Raw genomic sequence first — 18,756 nt, forward strand, 5'->3', positions numbered from 1 at the left:
GCGGCGGCTCTTCTCGTCGTGGTCGCGTCAGACGGACCCGAGGACCCGGTCCCCCTCCTGCCCGCCCGTCCGCGTGACGGCCGATCCGGCCGCCGGCGGCCTGAGGAAGCCGGTGGCCCAGGCGACCACGGCCGCGACGACGGCGATGGCCAGGCCGGTGACCACCGTGGCGGAGGCGGTGAAGGCGCCGATCGCCATGCCGCCGGCGGCCGAGCCGAACGCGATGCCGAGGTTGGCCGCCGAGACGGGCAGTGACTGCGCCAGCTGGCCGCCCGGCCCGGCCAGGCTGACCACGCGGTACTGCAGCGACGGCACCATCCCCATGCCGAACATGCCCAGCGCGAGCAGGACCGATGCCACGAGGAACGGCACCGCGCCGACCAGGTACAGCACCAGCAGGGAGACCACCACGCCGCTGGTCGCGACGATCAGGGTGCGCGTGGCGTTCCGGTCGGCGAACCGGCCGCCACCGAACGAGCCCACCGCCGTGGCCACGCCGTACGCCAGGAGGAACACGCTGATCAGCGCCCCCGAGACGCCCGTGACGCTCTCCAGGAACGGCACGATGTACGTCACCACGGCGAACAGCGAGGCGAACACCAGGAAGTTCAGGGCGAGCACGGCGAGCACCCGGGGAGCGAACGCGTGCCGGGCCTGGTCGCCGAAGCCGCCGCCGCCGGCGGGCACGGAGGGGATCAGCACCAGGACGGCGACGAGCGCGATCACGGTGAGCACCACGACCGCGGTGAACGACCCCCGCCAGCTCACCGCCTGGCCGGCCAGCGTGCCCACCGGCACACCCAGCGCGGCCGAAACCGTGACGCCGGAGATGACCACCGAGATCGCCCGCCCCATGCGCTCCGGCGGGACGAGCGAGATGCCGGCCGTGAATCCGGCGGCGATGAACAGCCCCTGCGCCGCGCCGGCGAGCGCACGCGCCGCGACGAACAGGCCGTAGTCGGCGGCCAGCACCAGGACCAGGTTGGCGAGGACGAACAGGACGAGTGTGGCGATCAGGACGGCCCGCTTGTTCAGCCTGATCGTCAGCGCGGTCAGGATCGGGCCGCCGATGGCCAGGCCCAGCGCGTTCGCGGTCACCAGCGCGCCGGCTGCCGGGACCGGGACGTCCAGGTCGGCGGCGATCAGGTTCAGCACGCCGACCACCATCAGCTCGGCGGTGCCCGTCACGAACGCCCCGAGGAACAACGCGGCCAGGGCGAGATTGGCCCTGCCCTGGCTCAGCACGGCTCGGTGGATGCTCACGGGTGGAACCCTCCTTGTCGTCGCAAGTGCGGCCCGTCCCGTTAGGGAACGATCCCTAACACTCACTCCGGCTATCGTAGGGAACGACCCCTAACATGGCAATGGCGAGGACAGAGATGGCACGAACCGCTGCGGAGACCCGGGCCCAGCTGCTGCAGGTGGCCGGCGAGCTGTTCTACTGGAAGGGCGTCCGGGCCACCGGGGTCGACCTGGTGGCGGCCCAGGCCGGCGTCGCCCCGACCACCCTCTACCGCCTGTTCGGCTCCAAGGACGATCTGGTGGCCGCCTACGTCGAGCACGCCGACCAGGAAGGCCGGGAGCGGTGGGCCACCGCGATCGACGCCGCCGGCCCCGACCCGCGCGACCAGATCCTGGCCCTGTTCGACGCGGGCTTCGCCTACGTCGACTCCGAGCAGTTCCGCGGCTGCCCGATGATGATGACGCTGGCCGAGTTCCCCGACCCGGACCTGCCCGCGCACCGGATGGCCGTCGAGGGCAAGTCCGGGTTCCGCGAGCTCGTCGGCGAGCTCACCGGCCGGCTCGGCGTCGACGATCCGGCCGGCCTGGCCGACCAGCTCATGCTGGTCATGGAGGGCCTGTTCGCCTCCGGCCAGTCACTCGGCCCGGACGGCCCCGCCAAGCAGGCACGGCACCTGGTCGAGATGATCCTGTCGACGGTCACCGCCCGGCGGCGAAGCTCCTGATCGTCGCGCACCGTCACGGCAGCGACCGTGCGCAGCCCTCGCGACCGCCGGCAGCGGGGCGCCTCCCTGCCCACTTGACGGTGACCGGCCGGATCGGCTCCCGCCTGGCGGCGGGGGACGAGGTGGAAGAAGGAGCCGTCCATGGGGCCGAGGTCGACGCGGGAGATCTCGTCCAGCCGGGCCATGGCCCGCTCCGGCAGGTCCAGCTCGAAGGCCACCAGGTTCTCCCGAAACCGCGCCACCGTACGCGGCCCGAGCAGGATCGACGTCACCCCGTCCGCCGCGCCACCCACGCCAGCGCCACCTCCGACGGCGTGGCGCCGAGTTCGGCGGCGACCTTGACGAGCTCCTCGGCGATGCCCAGGTTGTGCTCGTTGAGCAGCGACTCGGCCCACCGGTTCGCGCGGGGCATCGCGTGGCCGAGCAGCCTCCCCATCCGGCTGTCCGGGTCGGGGGCCGCGCCGGGCCGGTAGCGACCGGTCAGGATGCCGCCGCCGAGGGTGCCGAAGTTCATGGTGCCCAGGCGCCTGGCGGACAGGGCCGGCGAGCTGGCCTCGGCCGCCGACCCGGGGGCCGCCTTCTTCGCGTACTTCACCACGATCGTGGAGGACTCGACGGTCAAGAAGGTGCTGGTGGACGCGCCGGCGACGGCCGGCATCGATGCCAAGGCGGGCACTCCCGACATCAGGGGCGCGATCGAGGCGCTGCTGGTGCGGGCCCAGGAGGCGGGGGCGGTCCGGGCGGACGTGGGCATGGAGGAGCTGCTGGCGCTGCTCAGTGGCACCTGCCTGGCGGCACAGCAGAACAACTGGGACGAAGGACTGCGTACGCGGACCCTGGGGGTCGTCTTCGACGGCCTCCGCCCCAGCGGCCCCGTCAGGAGGACAGGCGCTTCAGGCGCGTGACGGCCTCGTCGATGACCTCTTCCTTCTTGCAGAAGGCGAACCGCACGAAATGCCGCCCCCGCTCGGCGTGGTCGTAGAAGACCTGGGTCGGGATGGCCACCACCCCGGCCAGCTCCGGGAGGCGGCGCGTGAGCTCGAGCCCGTCGGAGAACCCCAGCGGCCGGATGTCCGTCTGCACGAAGTACGTCCCCGAAGGCCGCAGCACCGAGAAGCCGGCCGCCGCCAGCCCCTCCATCAGCCGGTCCCGCTTGTCCTGCAGCCCGGCCCCGAGCGCCGCCACCCACTCCAGCTCGTGCCGCAGCCCGTAGGCCACCGCGAGCTGCCACGGCGCGCTCGCCGTGAACGTGAGGAACTGCTTGACCGTCTGCACCGCCGTGACCAGCGCCGGAGGGGCGCACACCCAGCCGGTCTTCCACCCGGTGACCGAGAAGGTCTTGCCCGCGGACGAGATCATCACGGTCCGCTCCCGCATCCCGGGCAGCGTGGCCAGCGGGATGTGCTCGACCCCGTCGAACGTCAGGTGCTCGTACACCTCGTCCGTGACGGCGGTCAGCCCGCGCTCCTGGCAGAGCTCCGCGATGACGGTCAGCTCGTCGCGGGTGAACACGGTGCCGGTCGGGTTGTGCGGCGAGTTGACCAGGATGGCCCGGGTGCGCGGGGTGACGGCGGCGCGCAGCTCGTCGGGGTCGAACGTGAAGCGGCCCTCGACCGGCCGCATCGTCACGGCCACCAGCCTGGCCTGGGCCAGAGCGATGGAGGCGGCGTAGGAGTCGTAGTAGGGCTCGAACGCGATCACCTCGTCGCCCGGTTCGCACAGCGCGAGCACGGCGGCCGTCACGGCCTCGGTGGCGCCCACCGTGACCAGGATCTCGCCCACCGGATCGTACGAGAGCCCGTAGCGCGCGGCCCGGTGCTCCGACACCGCCTGCCGCAGCTCCAGCACCCCCGGCCCCGGCGGGTACTGGTTAGCGCCGGTGCCGATGGCCTGGACGGCGCGGTCGAGCATGGCCGCCGGCCCGTCCGTGTCAGGGAAGCCCTGGCCGAGGTTGATCGATCCGGTCTGCACGGCGAGCGCGCTCATCTCCGCGAAAATCGTCGTGCCGAAGGCGCGCATCCTGGTAACAAGTGGTTCGGTCACGGCTCCACACTATTAGTCTCGTCCCCGTGATCATTCGGGTCGTGCTCGCCCTCGCCCTGTCCGCGCCCCCCGTCATGACCCCGAGCCAGGCCGCTCCCGGGCCCTGCCCGGTCCCCATGCCCGCCCGTACGAGCTGCGGTTTCCTCGAGGTTCCCGAGCGCAGGGACGCCCCGGAGCGGAAGATCAGGGTCGGGTACGCCGTGCGCCTCTCGACCGCCGCCAACCGCAAGCCGGACCCGGTCGTGTACATGAGCGGCGGCCCCGCCTCCGCCTCGATGCAGCTCACCGCGTTCCTGAGCCGGATGTTCCCCGACCGGGACGTGGTGACCGTCGAGCAGCGCGGGAGCAGGTACTCCCAGCCGGCGCTGGCCTGCCCCGAGACCGCCCAGGCCATGCTGGGCCGGTTGCGGCCGCGGCCCGCGGCCCCGGCCGACGGCCTGGCCGCCGCCGCCAACCGGTGCCGCGACCGGCTCCGGGAACAGGGCATCGACCTGCGGGGGTACAACACGAAGGAGATCGCGGCCGACGTGGTCGCCTTACGCGAGAAGCTCGGGTACGCGAAGTGGAACCTGTTCGGCGTCAGCTACTCCACCAGGGTCATGGTGGACGTGGCCGCGGCCGACCCGGAGGGGGTCCGGTCGGTGGTGCTGGACTCCTACCTGCCCGAGAGCGTGAGCTGGTACGACGACTTCGACCGGAACCTGGCCGACGCCATGGCTCGGCTGGGCGTGCGCGAGCCTTTCGAGGTCATGGTCGCGCGGCTGAACCGGACGCCCGCGCGTGTCGCCGTGCTGGATCCGCTGCTCGGCCGGGAGTTCACGGCCCGGATGAGCGGTGACGACGTGGCCACGATCCTGGCGGAGGCGCTGCAGGACGCGGAGGTGACCGCGGTGGCGCCCGCGCTGGTGAGCGCGCTGGCCAGGGGGAACGACGAGCTGCTGCGGCCGCTGGCGGACGCCGCGGGCGAGGGGCTGGCGTCGCACGAGTTCGGGCTGTATCACGCGGTGCAGTGCCAGGACGAGGTCCCGTTCAACACCTTCACCACCAAATCCCGACTTTTCACCATAAATGGGGATAAGGAGGTGTGTGACGCCTGGCAGCTCCCCAAGGCGAAGCCCGTGAACGCCACCACCAAGGCCCCCGTCTACGTGCTCGGCGGCCGGTACGACCCCACCACCCCCCTCAGAACCGCCGAACCGGCCGCCAAGGCCCTCCCGAGTGCCCGCTTCGACCAGTTCCGCACCTCCCACGCCGTCTTCCTGGCCAGTGACTGCGCCCGGCAGAAGATCGCCGCGTTCGTCGCCGATCCCGCCGCCACGTTCATCACCCCCTGCTCGACGAGCACCCTCCCCTCCCCCTTCCGCGCGGCCGACCTGCACGTGACGGCGGCGCCGTACGCGATCTCCCGGTCCCCGTGGCTGGCCGCGCCCTTCGCCCTGTTCGCGCTCGCCTCCCTGGCCCAGCTCGTCACGGCCGCGCTGAGGGGCCGCGCCCTGGCCGCGTACGGCGGGCTGGCCGGCGTGGCGTTCGCCGGCCTGATCGCCGAGTCCGTCAACACGATGGCGAGCCGGAACGAGACCGCCCTGGCCGTCGGCCTCCCGGGCACGACCGGGCTCTACACCTGGCTCGCGGTGGCCTCGGCCGTACTGACCGCCGCGGCGCTCTTCCACGAACGCAGATGGCCGCACATCGCGGCGGCCATCATCAGCGGCGGATTCCTCGTATGGTGGTTCACCTGGCTCCTTTGACACGCATCCGTGAGCTCGACGCCCTACGCGGCTTCGCGGTGGGCGGCATCATGCTGGTCAACACCTGGCAGCACACCGACAAGGAGCCGCCGGTCGCGCTGGACCTGCCGATCGAGACGCTGTTCCAGAGCCGGTTCTATCCGATCTTCTCGATGCTGTTCGGCATCAGCTTCCTGCTGTTCCTGCGCGGCAACAGCCGCTGGGCGCTGCTGAGCAGGCTGTTCTGGCTGTTCTGCATCGGGAAGGTCCAGCACTCGTTCTACGAGGGCGAGGTGCTGACCGACTACGCCTTCTGGGGGGCGGTGGCGCTGCTGCCCGCCTCGTTCCTGCCCGGGGGCCTGCCGGTGCTGCTGCTGGGCCTGGTGGCGACGGCCTGGGCGCTGCTGCCGCAGGTGGGCGGCGGGGTGATGCTGATCCCCGGGCTGCTCCTCATCGGCATGGGGGTGTGGCGGTTGCGGCCGCCCAGGTCGCTGCTGCTGCCCGGGTTCGCGGTCGCCGCGCTGGCCACCGCGCTGCTGAGCGCCGCCTCGGCCAGCACGGGCAACTGGACCGTCTACAGTGTGGCCGCCCTGGCGGGCGCGGCGGCGTACTCGCTGGGCCTGGTGCTCCTCCTGCGGCCGGGCCTGTCGGCGGTGCTGGAGCCGCTGGGCAAGACGGCGCTGACCAACTACGTCTCCGGCACCGCGGTGATCGTCCTGGTCACGCCGCTGCTGAACGCCGACCCGACCCGGTGGTCCGTGGTCGCGGTGGCGGCGCTCACCCTGCTCGTGCAGTACCTGTTCAGCCGGTGGTGGCTGACGAGATACCGCTACGGTCCCCTTGAGTGGATCTGGCGGTGCCTGACCCGGTTTCGAGCGGTGCCCAACCGGCTAGAGTCGGTCCGTGACCAGAATCGCCCTCTGCCAGATCCCGGTGTCCCCTGACCCCTCGGTGAACCTCAAGAGGGTCAGGGAGGCGCTCGCCGCCTCCTCGGGAGCCGATCTGGCGATCTTCCCGGAGGCCACGCTCACCCGCTACGGCAGGCGCATCACGGGCCTGGCCGAGCCGCTGGACGGGCCGTTCGTGTCCGGGCTGGCCGAGGCCGCCCGCGAGCACGGGACGGCGGTGATCGCCGGGGTGTTCGAGCCCGGCGAGGATCGGGTGCACAACACCGCCGTGGCCATCGACGGTGAGGGCGCGCTGAAGGCGGCGTACCGGAAGATCCACCTGTTCGACTCGTTCGGCGCGAAGGAGTCCGACCTGGTCGCGCCCGGCGCGGAGCCCACGGTGGTGGAGCTGGCCGGCGTCCGGGTCGGGCTGGTCACCTGCTACGACATCCGCTTCCCCGAGCTGACGAGGGCGCTGGTCGACAAGGGGGCGGAGCTGTTCGCGGTGATCGCCGCCTGGGGCTCGGGGCCGCTCAAGGAGGACCACTGGGTGACCCTGGTCAGGGCGCGGGCGCTGGAGAACACGATGTGGACCGCCGCCGTGGGCCAGGCGCCCAACCCGGCCGAGTCGTCGGACGGGTTCGGGGTGGGCCGCAGCATGCTGGTCGATCCGCTGGGCGTGGTCCGCAGCGACCTGGGCACCGGCCCCGGCGTGCGGGTCGTGGAGGTCGACGACGAGTGGACCGCCACGGCCAGGGCCACCCTGCCGTGCCTCGAACATCGCGTCCTGTAGTCTCGCACGGTCCATGCCGGGGTCAAGCGATCGTAAAGTAGAACCGTGAGCGGAACGCAGATGCAGAAGGTGGTCCCGCCGCGTCTGCTCGTGCCATACCTGTCGGGCAAGCGCACGGTCATCTCGGGCTACGTCTACCGGGTGCAGGACTGCGTCCGGTTGACCACGCCGGAGGCGCTCTACTACGGGCTCGACCTGTCCTTCGACGGGTCGGAGCTGTTCGCCGAGGTGCCCGAGGTCTACATGATGCGCTGGTATGCCCGTGACGTCGACACCTACGCGGTGCCGTACGGACCCCACATGGGGGGCGACTGGAGCGACGCGCCACCGTTCGCCGGCAACGGGTTCACCACGTCGTCGGAGCACGTCGTGCCGCAGTTCCACACCGTCCCGATGCCCATCCCGGCGGGGGCGGAGATCATCCACGTCACGGCCGACGGCGAGCGGTCCTTCGCCGACTACGACGGGCTGACCTGGCGGCCCGCCGCATGAACGACGAGATCGCGCCGGTCGCCTCCGGCTTCGTCGCCCGCTTCGGCGAGCACACCCTGCCCGCCGCCCTCGGCCCGGACAACGACCAGGTGGTGCTGTTCAGCGAGACGGAGCTGGAGGGGTTCGAGGCCGCCGCCGGCTACTGGCGGCGGATCGTGCCCAGGTCGCAGGTGGAGTGGCTGGTGCTGGTCCGCACGGTGGGCGCGTTCGGCGGCGAGCCGTGCATCGTGCTCGACGAGGACGACGACGGGCTGCACATCGCCTACACCGGCCACAGCGGGATGAAGGCCGAGGCGCTGGGCTACTGGATGGTCGACCACGGCGCCTACGAGGTCGTGGTGCCCCGCGAGGAGGTCTTCTCGATCCGCGTCGAACGGATTCCGGTTCCCTAGTCAACCGCGGGCGCCTCCGCGTGTCTCTAGGGACGTGACCGAAACAGCGACCATGGCGCAGCCGTCGTTCGCCGAGCTGTTCGCGGCCCAGTACCACTCCCTGGTACGCCTGGCCGGACTGCTCGGCGCGGACGACCCCGAGGACATCGCCCAGGAGGCGTTCGCCCGGCTGCACACCAGACGGTTGCGCGACGACGGGTCGGCGCTGGCCTACCTGCGCGCGACCGTCTGCAACCTCACCCGCAACCGCCTGCGCCACCTCAGGCTCGTACGACTGCGCCGCCCCGACCCCCCTGAGCCCGCCCGCAGCAGCGAGCACGCCGTCCTCGTCTCCGAGGAGCACCGCGAGCTGCTGGCGGCCGTGGACCGCCTGCCGCGCCGCCAGCGCGAGGCCCTCGTCCTGCGCTACTGGCTGGACCTGTCGGAACGCGAGATAGCCGAGGCCATGGGCGTCTCGCCCGGCTCGGTGAAGACCCACGCCAGCCGGGCCCTGGCGGCCCTGGGCAAGGCGCTGCAGGAGGAGGACCGGTGAACGACCTGGAAGAGCGCCTGCGGGCCGCGTTCGACGCCCGCGCGAGCACGTTCGAGGCGAGCCCGCACGCCTGGGCCCGCGTACGCGACCGCAGGCCGCGTGGCCGGACGGCCGCCCGCCTGGTGCTGGCCGCGCTGCCGGTGGCGCTGCTGGCCGTGTTCGTTCCCGTCCTGCTCGACGGGGGCCTGGGCCGGAACACCGCGAACGACCCCGACACGATCTACCAGGGGCTCATGCGGGACAGGACCGCCGCCGGCGAGCAGCTGACCGTGGACAACCCGACCGAGGGCAGGCCGCTGCGCCTCTGGTTCGCCAGGGCGCGGCTGGGCTATCCCGAGCTGTGCTTCGTGATGGAGCGGGCGGACGCGGAGTCGTACGGGGGGTGCACTCCCGTCCCGAACGAGCCGAACACCGATGCCTGGTTCACCGGCAGCACGCTGCGGGACGGGGCGGAGACCGCGATGGACTGGGGCGTGGCGGTGCAGGGCATCGGCGGGGTCACCGGCGTCGCGGCCGACGGGCGGACGTTCTCCGGCACGGTGCTGCGGCCGTCCGGGGCCCCGTACCGGATCTGGACCGTGACCTATCCGGCCCGGCACGCCATGTCCAGGATCGAGATCGCGGACGACCGGGGCAGGTCCCTCGGCCGGCGGTCGCGCGACCCGCTGATGCCGCCGGAGCGCAGCAAGGCCGCCGGCGCGGCCCTGGACCTGCCTGCGGGGGTCACCGCGCGACCGCACGCGACGAAGGAGGGCATGGAGGTGTCCTGGACCCGGCACGGCGCGGAGCTCAGCTCGACGCCGGCGGGCGCGCTGCGAGAGCCGGTGGATCTGCGCATGGAGGAGAACGTGATCATGGGGCTCGCCCGGGCGGACGTCGCCAGGATCGAGGTGGCCTTCGACGGCGGGGTCACGGCCGGCATCGAGACGCGGCCCGATCCGTGGGGCCTGGGCGTCGCGCTGTTCGCGGCCGAGCACCCGACCGGCGACCGGCAGGCCCGCCACGACATCGTCGCCTACGACGCCGCGGGCACGCAGGTCTGGCGCCAGGACGACGCGAACCGGGACCGGCTGGAGGACACCCCGCCGATCGGGGAGACGATGACGCTGCCGGGCACCGAGGGCCCCGGCGGCCCGGTGCGGGTCTGGTTCACCAGCTTCGGCGAGGACATGCTCACGCTCTGCCAGAGCGGGGGCGTGACGCCCTGGGGCGGCACGAGCTGCCAGGGCACCTCGGGAGGCTCGCTCTTCCCCCTCAAGGCGATCAGATACCTGCCGGAGCCCGGCTCCGTCACCTACGTCGGGGCGGTCCACGAGAGCTGGGAGTCGGTCGAGGCCGTCCTGTCGGACCGGCGCCGGATCCGGGCCGAGATCCTGCGCGGGACGGGCACCCCGGCCCCGATCTGGCACGTCACGATCCAGACCGGCGACGTGGTGCTCGGGGGCTTCTCCGTGCGGAAGGAGGACGGGCGGATCGAGCGGTTCCCGGAGACGGACAAGGGCTGCGGGCGCAAGGCCGTGACGACCGAGACCGGCCGCCAGGCCCTGCCCGCGGGCGTGACCGCCCTCGTGGTCGAGCCGAGCTGCATGGCCTTCTTCGAGAACGGCGAGCCGTCCGCGTCGCTCCCCGGGCCGCTGCCCGGCGAGCGGCTGAGCGACCTGCTCGGCCCCGACCGGCCGTTGTACTGGGCCCACGGCGCCGGCACCTGGTACGGCTACGCCAGGGCCGGCACGGCCACGATCAAGCTGGTCACGGCGAACGGCCTCACCACGACCGCCGAGGCCGTGCCCGACCAGTGGGGACAGGGCGTGGTGCTGTTCGCGGCCCCGGCGCCCAAGGGCGGCGACTTCTCGGCCGGAATGGTCACCACGGGGTACGGCGCCGACGGCGAGGAGCTGTGGCAGGACGGCCCCGTCACGAGGAGGAAATAGACCCGAGGTTGCGGTAGCGGGCCTGGCGGGCCGCGAAACGGTCCGCCGGGCTCACCTCCAGCAGGTTGGCGATCTCGTGCTCCAGCGCGCGCCCCACCCGCTCGCAGAACTGCCTCGGCTCGTAGGCGGCGTCGGGCAGCTCGGGGATGACGCGGTCGACGATGCCGTCGCGCCGCAGGTCGGTGGCGCGGATGCGCTGCGCCTGGGCGATCTCGGGCGCGAAGTCGACCGACCGGTAGAGGATCGCGGAGGCGCCCTCCGGCGGCAGGGGCGACAACCAGGCGTGCTGCGCGCACAACACCCGGTCGGCGGGCAGCAGCGCCAGCGCCGCGCCGCCCGCGCCCTCGCCGAGCAGCAGGCAGACGGTCGGCGCGTCGAGCATGACCAGCTCGGCCAGGCAGCGGGCGATCTCGGCGGCCAGCCCGCCCTCCTCGGCCGCCTTCGACAGGTCCGCCCCGGCCGTGTCGACCACGGTGATCAGGGGCAGGCCGAGCTCGGCGGCCAGCCGCATGCCGCGCCTGGCCACCCGCAGCCCGGCCGGGCCGAGCGGGGAGTTGGTGCGCTGGAGCCGCCGGTCCTGGCCCAGCACCACGGCCGGCGCGGTGCCGAACCTGGCCAGCGCGAGCAGCAGCCCCGGCTCGTTCTCGCCCTCGCCGGTGCCGCTCAGCGGGGTCACGTCGGAGGCGGCGAGCTTGAGCAGCGTGCGTACGCCGGGCCGGTCGTCACGGCGCGAGCGGGTGATCGCCTCCCACGCCTCCACGGGCCGCAGGTCCTCCACGGGCGGCTCCCCGGCCACGATGCCGGACCGGTCGGCGGCCAGCACGGACAGCGCCCTGATCGCGACCTCCCGCGCCTGCTCGGCCGAGACCACCGCGTCGAGCAGGCCCTTGCGGTGCAGGTTCTCCGAGACCTGCACGCCTTCGGGGAAGGCGTAGCCGTGCAGCGACTCGAACACCCGCGGCCCCAGGAACCCGATGAGCGCCTCGGGCTCGGCCGCCGTGACGTGGCCGAGCGACCCCCACGACGCGAACACCCCGCCCGTCGTCGGATGCCGCAGGTAGACCAGGTAGGGCAGGCCGACCGCCCGGTGCGCCTGGATCGCGGCGGTGATCTTCACCATCTGGACGAACGCCAGCGCCCCCTCCTGCATCCGCGTCCCGCCCGACGCCGGCGCGGCCAGCAGCGGCAGCCGCTCGCGGGTGGCCCGCTCGACCGCGGCCACGAACCGCTCGGCCGCCGCGACCCCGATCGAGCCCGCCATGAACGAGAACTCGCACGCCGCGATGGCCACCCTGCGGCCGTCGAGCAGCCCCTCACCGGTGATCACGGCCTCGTCGTAGCCGGACTTGACGCGGGCCGCGGCCAGCTCGTCGGCGTAGGAGGAGCCGGGCTCGGCCGGATCCGCGGGCGGCGCGTCCCACGATTTCCACGACCCCCGGTCGAGGACCGTTTCGATCAGTGTGCGCGCGTCCGGACGGCTCACTATCGCTCCCTAGATGTCTGCCGACGATGCAATGTTGACGCACGAGCGCCCCGGCCGGTGCCACCTGTGAGCGATCATCGTTCGCGCTCCTCCAGCCAGGCGAGCACATCGTCGCCGTCCTGGCCGAGTGCGGGCGGCGCGGTGTGCTCGACCTCGGTGAGGCCGTCGAACCGCAGCGGCGGCCCGGGCAGCTCGATCTTCCCGAGCACCGGGTGCTCCACCTCGACGACCAGGCCCTGCGAGCGGGTCTGGTCCCAGGCGTAGACCTCGTCGAGCGATCTGATCGCGCCCGCGGGCACGCCGGCCTCGCCCAGCCGGGCCAGCCAGTGGGCGCGGTCGTGGGCGCCCAGGGCCTTCTCCATGTCGGCGATCAGCTCGTCGCGGTGGGCGAACCTGTCCCGGTTCGTGGCGTAGCGCGGCTGGCCGGGGTCGATGTCGAGGAGCGCGGCGACCTTGCGCCACTGGCCCTCGTTCGCGGCGGCGATCTGCAGCATGCCGTCGGCGCAGTGGAAGGCGCCGTAGGGGGCGATGGAGGCGTGGTGGTTGCCGCCCGCGGCGGGCACCTTGCCACCGACCGTCCAGGCGGTGCCGTGGTAGGAGTGCACGCCGGTGATCGCGGCCAGCAGCGAGGTGCGCACGACCCGGCCGCGGCCCGTGCGCTCGCGCTCGTAGAGGGCGCCGGCCACGCCGTAGGCGCCGTGGATGCCGGCCAGCAGGTCGGCGATGGAGGCGCCGACGCGGTAGGGCTCGTCGGAGGATGGGCCGGTCAGCGACATCAGGCCGCCCTCGCCCTGGGCGATCTGGTCGTAGCCCGGGCGGCCGCCTTCGGGCCCGTCGTGGCCGAAGCCGGTGATCGACAGGATGACCAGGCGGGGGTTGAGCTCGTGCAGGCGCTCGACGGAGAAGCCCAGGCGGTCGAGCACGCCGGTGCGGAAGTTCTCGATGAGGACGTCGCTCTGGCGTACGAGACGCTCGATGAGCTGCTTGCCCTCGCCGGACTTCAGGTCGACGGCGATGGACTGCTTGTTGCGGTTGGCCGCCAGGAAGTAAGTCGAAATATCGTGATCCGGCCCGACGAACGGCGGTCCCCAGCCGCGCGACTCGTCACCCCCGTCCGGATGCTCGACCTTGATCACCCGAGCACCCAGGTCACCGAGCATCTGAGCGGCGTGCGGCCCCGCCAGGGCCCTGGACAGATCGAGCACGACGATGTCACCGAGGGGTCCGAGCAAGATCCAACCTCCTGCTTGCGTTCGGGGCGAAAGGACATTCTCTCAGGCGTCCACCCTCCGTCATCTACCCTGGGTCCGGTGAATGACCTGCCCGTCCGCATCCGGGATCTGCCGCCGTCGTGCGGCCCGGTGCGGCTGGTGGCCGTGGACGGGCCCGCCGGGTCGGGCAAGACGACGTTCGCGCGGCGGCTGGCGGCCGAGCTGGGCTGCCAGGTGATCCACAGCGACGACTTCCCCGTGCCGTGGGAGGAGGGCCCGGGCGGCTGGTTCCACGCGCTGGAGTCGCAGGTGCTGCGGCCTCTCCAGGCGGGGCGGCCCGGAGGTTTCCGCAGGTACGACTGGGTGCGCGGGACGTACGCCGAGCAGGTGGCCGTGCCGCCGGCGCCGGTCCTGGTCATCGAGGGCGTCGGCACGGCGCGGGCCTCGGCGGCGGGGCTGCTGGCGTACACCGTGTGGGTGGAGGCCGCCGAGCCGGTGCGCCTGCGGCGCGTGCTGGAGCGCGACGGGCCCGAGCTGGCGCCCCGGTGGCGGGAGTGGTTCGCGGCGGAGCGGGCGTGGTTCGCGGCGGACCGCACGCGCGACCGGGCCGACCTGGTCATCACGACGTGAGGTGCGCGACGTCGTTGAACCGTACGAGCTCGAACCCCGCGCCGCCGGTGCGCCAGACGGACACCGAGGCGTTGAGCACGGGCGCGAAGTCCAGCACGGCGGCCAGCTCCGCGTCCGGGCCGCCGGCGATGACGTGGCGCAGCCCGAGCACCACCGAGTCGTGGGCGACGATCAGCACCCGCCGCCCGTCCGCCCGCCCGTCCAGGTCGCGCAGGAAGTCGCGCAGGCGGGCCACGACGTCCGCGAGCGACTCGCCGCGCGGCGGCCGGTAGGCGTAGGCACCCTCGGCCTCCCGGCGGGCCAGCTCCTCGGGGAAGCGCTCCGCGATCGCCGCCAGGTTGTGGCGGGCGAACTCGCCCGCCTCCTGGTCCCGCAGGCGCTCGTCCACGGTGACGGGCAGCGGGTCCACGCCCCACGTCTCGTGGGCGAGCTTCCACGTGTCGAGCGCGCGCAGGTAGGGCGAGCACCACACCAGCTCCGGCGCCTCGTCCCGGGGCAGGGCGGCCAGCAGCCGGCCGAGCGCCGCCGCCTGTGTCCTGCCCAGCTCCGTCAGCGTCACCTCGTCGTCGCCGCGCTCGTAGACGAGCGGGGTCGCGCCGGCCTCCCGGTAGGCGAGGTTGGACTCGCTCTCCCCGTGCCGTACCGCCATGATCCACGCAGGTCCCATGCGCCCATCCTCACACGCGCCCGGCCGCGTGCCCCCTGACGAGATCCTCGACGCGGGCGCGCAGGGCGAGGAACTCCGGGGTCCGCTTGAGCGCGAGCTCCCGGCGGCCGGGCAGCGGCACCGGCAGCTCGGCCGCCACCCGGCCCGGGTGCGAGGCCAGCACGATCACGCGGCGGCCGAGCAGGACCGCCTCCTCCACGTCGTGGGTGACCATGAGCACGGTGGCTCCGGTGTCCTGCCAGACCTGGTGCAGGAACACCTGCATGTCCTCCTTGGTCTGCACGTCGAGGGCGCCGAACGGCTCGTCGAGCAGCAGTACGGACGGCTCGCAGGCCAGGGCGCGGGCGATCGCCACCCGCTGCCGCTGCCCGCCCGACAGCTCCTTGGGCAGGGCGTTCGCGAGCGGCAGCAGGCCCACCTCCGACAGGTACCACTCGACGCGGCGGCGCCGCTCGGCGGCGGGCAGGGGCAGCAGGCGCAGCCCGAACCCGACGTTCTCGGCGACGGAGAGGAACGGGAACAGCGCCCCCGACTGGAACACCAGCCCCCGCTCCGGGCCCGGCCCCGTCACCGGGTCGCCGTCGAGCTCGATCGCCCCGCCGGTGCCCGGCTCCAGGCCGGCGATCAGGTTGAGCAGCGTCGACTTGCCCGAGCCGCTGGCCCCGACGATGCACAGGAAGTCGCCGCGGCCGACCTCCAGGCCGATGCCGTCGAGGACCCGGCGGCCCGCGTACTCCTTGACCACGTCACGCAGCACGAGCGTCACGCCGCCCACCTCCCGACCCTGGCCCTGGCCAGGCGCAGCCCGACGTCGATGGCCAGGCCGATGAGGCCGATCAGGACGAGCACGGCGAAGATGCGGTCGGTCTGGAGGAAGCGCTGGGCGCGGACGATCCGGTAGCCGAGCCCGGACTCGGCGGCGATGAGCTCGGCGACGACCACGAAGTTCCACGCGGCGGCGGCGTTGACGCGCATCGCGTCCAGCATGCCGGGCAGCGCGTACGGCCACACGACCTTCCGCAGCACCTCCCCGCCCGTCGCCCCGAGCGTGGCGGCGGCCTTGCGCAGCTCGCCCGGCACCGCGCGGACGGCGTCGGCGGTCATGAGCGTGTTGAAGAACACGACCCCGATGACCAGAATCGCGATCTTGGACGGCTCGCCGAGGCCCAGCCAGATGATGAGCAACGGGATGAACGCGGACGCCGGAAGGTATCTCAGCATCCCGATCACGGGTTCGAGCAGCGCCAGGGCGACCTGGGACGTGCCCATGGCCATCCCCAGCGGCACCGAGATCGCCACCGCCAGGCCGAACCCGGCAGCCACCCGGCCCAGGCTGGCGGCGGCGTCGGACAGGAGCTGCCCGCTCGCGGCCATCTCGGCGAACGCCCCGGCGACGGCCGCCGGGGACGGCAGGAACGTCGGATCGACGACGCCCAGGGAGCTGACCACCGCCCAGACGGCCAGGGGCACGACGACCGCCACCGCCCGCAACGCCCACCGAGCCCTCCCCGGCAAGTCCTTCCCCCGCCACCGCCCCGGCGCGGCGCCCGCCGAGCGGCGGCGCAGCAGGCGGGCCACCTGGACGGCCGCCTCCAGACGTCCCGGCAGCAGCCCGCCGCCGGAGCCGCCCCTGGAGCCGCCCCCGGAGCCGCCCCCGGAGCCGCCGCCGGCGCTTCCGCCGCGAGGAGCGCGCTTGGGCAGCGGCGGCCACGCCGCGCGCTCCCCGGACGCACCGCCGGGAACCCCGGCCGCAGCCGCGGGCCAGGGCGTGCCCTCCGGCAGGCCGGTCGCCGGTGCCGGGGTGGTGCGCGGGGGTGGGCCCGTCACGAGGACACTCCCTGGACGAAGCGCGGGTCGAGGAGCCCGTCCAGGGACGGCGCCGTGTCCGCCAGGCCCGACTCCGTGAGGAAGGCGGCGATCTCCTTGGCCTGCCGTTCCAGGCTGCCCGAGCCGAACGCCTCCCGGTTGTCCGCCAGCGAGAAGATCGTGGTCCCGGCGTCGTACTCGGCGTAGTCCTGCTCGCTCACCCCCGCCCGCCTGGCCATGATCGTACGAGCCTCGGCCTTGTTCGCGCCGATCCAGGCCACCGTGTCGAACCAGGTCTTCACCAGCCCCTGCACCACCTCGGGTCGCGAGGAGGCGAGCGCGCGCGACACCACGAGGTGGTCGGGGATGGCCCCGGGGAAGTCCTTGGAGGTGGCGATCGCCGCGGACCCCGGCAGCTCCAGCGCGGTGGTCGTGAACGGCGCGAACACCCCGACCGCGTCCACCTGCCCCGCCTTGAAGGCGGCCGCCGCCGCGTCCGTGGGCAGCGGCTTGAACGTGACGTCGGCCGGCGTGAGCCCCGCCTCGCGCAGGGCGAGCAGCAGCAGATAGTGGTCCACGGTGCCCTGCTCGGCCGCGACCGTCCGGCCCTTCAGCTGGGCCACCGACGTGATGCCGGGCCGGGCGATGATCTGGTCGTTTCCGGTGGAGTTGTCGTTCACCAGCACCACGGTCTGCCGCGCGCCACCGGAGACGGAGGCCAGCGTGTCGTTCAGGGTCTGGCTGTTGGCGTCGATGTTGCCGGTGGCCAGGGCGGTGAGGCTGTCGGTGTAGCTGTCGAAGTATTTCAGCTCGACCTGCACCCCGTTCCGGGCGAACAGCCCCTTCTCCTGGGCCACCTGCCACGGGAACCAGCCGGGCCAGGCGGAGAAGCCCAGGGTGACGGCCTTGTCCGAGGGGGCGGCGGAAGGCGTGGACGGCGCTCCGCCGCACGCTGCCGAACAGGTCAGCAGCAGGGCGGCGAGCACGGCGGCGAGCAGGGGCCGGCGGGTCATGAGGTGGCCTCCTTTCCCTTCTTCGGCAGGTGCCCGGAGCGGACCAGGCAGCCGAGCGTGTCGCAGATGACGCGGGTGGCGATGAGCGAGGTGATCTCGGCGTTGTCGTACGGCGGGCTGCACTCGACCACCTCGATCCCGGCCAGCGGCGCGGCGTCGGCGATGAGCTGGATGAACTTGAGCACCTCCCGCGGCAGGAACCCGCCCGGCTCCGGCCACCCCGTGCCCGGCACGAACGCGGCGTCCAGGCAGTCCACGTCGAACGACAGCCACACCGCCTCCGCACCGCGCCAGGCCACCTCCAGGGCCCGCTCGGCGGCGGCCTCGATGCCCATCTCGACGCAGTCGGTGACGGTCATGATCGTGGTGCCGCGCTCGCGCCCTACCTTCACGCCCGGCCTGGGGGCCTGCCAGCCGCCGATGCCGATCTGCACGAGGTTGGCCGGCGGCACGTTCGGCAGGTCGGTGGCGTGGAACCAGGGCGTGGTGTGCATGCGCTCGTCCAGGTCGGTCTCCTGGGTGTCCACGTGCCGGTCGAAGTGGATGATCCCCAGGTTGCCCGACAGGTGCTCGGCGACCCCGCGTACGGTCGGGTAGCCGATCGAGTGGTCGCCGCCGAGCACGACGGGGAAGGCGCCGCTGGCGTACACGTGGGAGACGGCCTTGGAGATCTGGTCGAAGGTCTTCTCGATGTTGGCCGGGATGGTGAAGACGTCGCCGAGGTCGGCGATGGTGATCGACTCGCGCAGGTCCACGCCGAGCTCGAAGCTGTAGGGGCCGTACAGGGCGGAGATGCGGCGGATGCCCTGCGGCCCGAACCGGGTGCCCGGGCGGTAGGTGGTGCCGCCGTCGAACGGCGCCCCCAGCACGGCCACGTCGTAGTCGCCGCACGTGCGGACGTCCTCGACGTACGGGGCCTTGAGGAAGGTGTTGATCCCGGCGAAGTGCGGCAGCTCCCCGCGCGAGAAGGTGGGGATGCGCCGGTCCACGATGGAGTCGGCGCCGGGCAGGCCCAGCTCCAGACCCCGGGCCACTTCCCGGTCCCAGCCGGCGGTGGGCAGCTCGGCCTCGCGTTCGACGGCGAAGCGGGCCTCGGGTCCGTAGTCGTCGTGCGGCTTGCGGGGGTGCCAGTGCATTCGAGCTCCGAATGATCCAGGCCCGGCCGGAAGGCAGCCAGGCTGT

Annotated in this window: 20 protein-coding genes; 10 read left to right on the forward strand and 10 right to left on the reverse strand. The window is 73.0% G+C overall.

The window, feature by feature from the left end; translation table 11 throughout:
* Positions 1-27: 27 nt before the first annotated feature.
* Complete coding sequence (locus ACBJ59_RS40730) at positions 28-1,263, reverse strand: MFS transporter (protein ID WP_375115462.1); 1,236 nt, start codon at positions 1,261-1,263, stop codon at positions 28-30.
* A gap of 116 nt (positions 1,264-1,379) precedes the next feature.
* On the opposite strand from ACBJ59_RS40730, the gene ACBJ59_RS40735 reads away from it, so the two are divergent.
* Positions 1,380-1,967: a TetR/AcrR family transcriptional regulator gene (locus ACBJ59_RS40735; protein ID WP_375115463.1), complete on the forward strand. Its 588-nt coding sequence runs from the start codon at positions 1,380-1,382 to the stop codon at positions 1,965-1,967.
* 268 nt (positions 1,968-2,235) lie between these two features.
* Here the strand turns inward: ACBJ59_RS40735 and ACBJ59_RS40740 are convergent, their stop codons facing one another.
* Positions 2,236-2,481, reverse strand: coding sequence for an aldo/keto reductase (locus ACBJ59_RS40740; RefSeq protein ID WP_375115464.1), 246 nt, complete (start codon positions 2,479-2,481; stop codon positions 2,236-2,238).
* Here ACBJ59_RS40740 and ACBJ59_RS40745 point away from each other — a divergent pair.
* Positions 2,480-2,872, forward strand: coding sequence for a hypothetical protein (locus ACBJ59_RS40745; protein WP_375115465.1), 393 nt, complete (start codon positions 2,480-2,482; stop codon positions 2,870-2,872). The genes ACBJ59_RS40740 and ACBJ59_RS40745 overlap by 2 nt on opposite strands.
* Here the strand turns inward: ACBJ59_RS40745 and ACBJ59_RS40750 are convergent.
* Entirely contained in the window at positions 2,844-4,010 is a 1,167-nt protein-coding gene (locus ACBJ59_RS40750) for a pyridoxal phosphate-dependent aminotransferase (protein WP_375115466.1), read from the reverse strand. The genes ACBJ59_RS40745 and ACBJ59_RS40750 overlap by 29 nt on opposite strands.
* Positions 4,011-4,036: 26 nt before the next feature.
* On the opposite strand from ACBJ59_RS40750, the gene ACBJ59_RS40755 reads away from it, so the two are divergent.
* The 7 genes from ACBJ59_RS40755 to ACBJ59_RS40785 are packed head-to-tail and all read left to right on the forward strand — an operon-like array spanning position 4,037 to position 10,764.
* Positions 4,037-5,758: an alpha/beta hydrolase gene (locus ACBJ59_RS40755; RefSeq protein ID WP_375115467.1), complete on the forward strand. Its 1,722-nt coding sequence runs from the start codon at positions 4,037-4,039 to the stop codon at positions 5,756-5,758.
* Positions 5,755-6,681, forward strand: coding sequence for a DUF418 domain-containing protein (locus ACBJ59_RS40760; RefSeq protein WP_375115468.1), 927 nt, complete (start codon positions 5,755-5,757; stop codon positions 6,679-6,681). The genes ACBJ59_RS40755 and ACBJ59_RS40760 overlap by 4 nt, the downstream gene beginning before the upstream one ends.
* Positions 6,641-7,417, forward strand: a complete 777-nt coding sequence (locus ACBJ59_RS40765; protein WP_375115469.1) for a carbon-nitrogen hydrolase family protein — start codon at positions 6,641-6,643, stop codon at positions 7,415-7,417. The genes ACBJ59_RS40760 and ACBJ59_RS40765 overlap by 41 nt, the downstream gene beginning before the upstream one ends.
* A 45-nt stretch (positions 7,418-7,462) precedes the next feature.
* Positions 7,463-7,909 (forward strand): hypothetical protein, encoded by a 447-nt coding sequence (locus ACBJ59_RS40770; RefSeq protein ID WP_364132465.1) that lies wholly within the window; start codon positions 7,463-7,465, stop codon positions 7,907-7,909.
* Positions 7,906-8,301, forward strand: a complete 396-nt coding sequence (locus tag ACBJ59_RS40775) for a hypothetical protein (protein ID WP_375115470.1) — start codon at positions 7,906-7,908, stop codon at positions 8,299-8,301. Before ACBJ59_RS40770 ends, ACBJ59_RS40775 begins: the two co-directional genes overlap by 4 nt.
* A 34-nt stretch (positions 8,302-8,335) precedes the next feature.
* Positions 8,336-8,833 carry a sigma-70 family RNA polymerase sigma factor gene (locus ACBJ59_RS40780; protein ID WP_375115471.1) on the forward strand — a complete coding sequence of 166 codons (498 nt, stop codon included), beginning with the start codon at positions 8,336-8,338 and terminating at the stop codon, positions 8,831-8,833.
* A complete protein-coding gene (locus ACBJ59_RS40785) occupies positions 8,830-10,764 on the forward strand; it encodes a hypothetical protein (RefSeq protein ID WP_375115472.1) in 1,935 nt (644 codons plus the stop codon). Before ACBJ59_RS40780 ends, ACBJ59_RS40785 begins: the two co-directional genes overlap by 4 nt.
* Here ACBJ59_RS40785 and ACBJ59_RS40790 read toward each other — a convergent pair.
* Both ACBJ59_RS40790 and ACBJ59_RS40795 read right to left on the reverse strand, forming a co-directional pair.
* The gene (locus ACBJ59_RS40790; protein WP_375115473.1) at positions 10,748-12,247 is read right to left on the reverse strand and encodes a carboxyl transferase domain-containing protein; all 1,500 of its coding nucleotides are present in this window, start codon (positions 12,245-12,247) and stop codon (positions 10,748-10,750) included. The two genes, ACBJ59_RS40785 and ACBJ59_RS40790, sit on opposite strands and share 17 nt — an antisense overlap.
* Before the next feature lie 74 nt (positions 12,248-12,321).
* Positions 12,322-13,479, reverse strand: coding sequence for a CaiB/BaiF CoA transferase family protein (locus ACBJ59_RS40795; RefSeq protein WP_375115474.1), 1,158 nt, complete (start codon positions 13,477-13,479; stop codon positions 12,322-12,324).
* Positions 13,480-13,557: 78 nt separating this feature from the next.
* Between ACBJ59_RS40795 and ACBJ59_RS40800 the strand changes: the two genes are divergently transcribed.
* Positions 13,558-14,088, forward strand: a complete 531-nt coding sequence (locus ACBJ59_RS40800; RefSeq protein ID WP_375115475.1) for a uridine kinase — start codon at positions 13,558-13,560, stop codon at positions 14,086-14,088.
* Here ACBJ59_RS40800 and ACBJ59_RS40805 read toward each other — a convergent pair.
* From ACBJ59_RS40805 to ACBJ59_RS40825, 5 genes are read right to left on the reverse strand one after another with little or no spacing between them, the layout of a single operon-like run.
* Positions 14,078-14,755, reverse strand: coding sequence for a histidine phosphatase family protein (locus ACBJ59_RS40805; RefSeq protein WP_375115476.1), 678 nt, complete (start codon positions 14,753-14,755; stop codon positions 14,078-14,080). The genes ACBJ59_RS40800 and ACBJ59_RS40805 overlap by 11 nt on opposite strands.
* 10 nt (positions 14,756-14,765) lie before the next feature.
* Entirely contained in the window at positions 14,766-15,521 is a 756-nt protein-coding gene (locus ACBJ59_RS40810) for an ABC transporter ATP-binding protein (protein WP_375115477.1), read from the reverse strand.
* Positions 15,518-16,582, reverse strand: a complete 1,065-nt coding sequence (locus ACBJ59_RS40815) for an ABC transporter permease (RefSeq protein ID WP_375115478.1) — start codon at positions 16,580-16,582, stop codon at positions 15,518-15,520. Before ACBJ59_RS40815 ends, ACBJ59_RS40810 begins: the two co-directional genes overlap by 4 nt.
* Positions 16,579-17,574 (reverse strand): ABC transporter substrate-binding protein, encoded by a 996-nt coding sequence (locus ACBJ59_RS40820; RefSeq protein WP_375115479.1) that lies wholly within the window; start codon positions 17,572-17,574, stop codon positions 16,579-16,581. The genes ACBJ59_RS40815 and ACBJ59_RS40820 overlap by 4 nt, the downstream gene beginning before the upstream one ends.
* Complete coding sequence (locus tag ACBJ59_RS40825; protein WP_375115480.1) at positions 17,571-18,710, reverse strand: agmatinase family protein; 1,140 nt, start codon at positions 18,708-18,710, stop codon at positions 17,571-17,573. The genes ACBJ59_RS40820 and ACBJ59_RS40825 overlap by 4 nt, the downstream gene beginning before the upstream one ends.
* Between the last annotated feature and the right edge of the window lie 46 nt (positions 18,711-18,756).

The organism is Nonomuraea sp. MTCD27, from assembly GCF_041950495.1.
Classification (GTDB): domain Bacteria; phylum Actinomycetota; class Actinomycetes; order Streptosporangiales; family Streptosporangiaceae; genus Nonomuraea.

Coding starts and splice junctions, on each gene's coding strand:
- ACBJ59_RS40735 (WP_375115463.1), top strand. CDS start 1,380: ATGGCACGAACCGCTGCGGAGACCCGGGCCCAGCTGCTGCAGGTGGCC.
- ACBJ59_RS40745 (WP_375115465.1), top strand. CDS start 2,480: ATGGTGCCCAGGCGCCTGGCGGACAGGGCCGGCGAGCTGGCCTCGGCC.
- ACBJ59_RS40740 (WP_375115464.1), bottom strand. CDS start 2,481: ATGAACTTCGGCACCCTCGGCGGCGGCATCCTGACCGGTCGCTACCGG.
- ACBJ59_RS40775 (WP_375115470.1), top strand. CDS start 7,906: ATGAACGACGAGATCGCGCCGGTCGCCTCCGGCTTCGTCGCCCGCTTC.
- ACBJ59_RS40805 (WP_375115476.1), bottom strand. CDS start 14,755: ATGGGACCTGCGTGGATCATGGCGGTACGGCACGGGGAGAGCGAGTCC.
- ACBJ59_RS40820 (WP_375115479.1), bottom strand. CDS start 17,574: ATGACCCGCCGGCCCCTGCTCGCCGCCGTGCTCGCCGCCCTGCTGCTG.
- ACBJ59_RS40825 (WP_375115480.1), bottom strand. CDS start 18,710: ATGCACTGGCACCCCCGCAAGCCGCACGACGACTACGGACCCGAGGCC.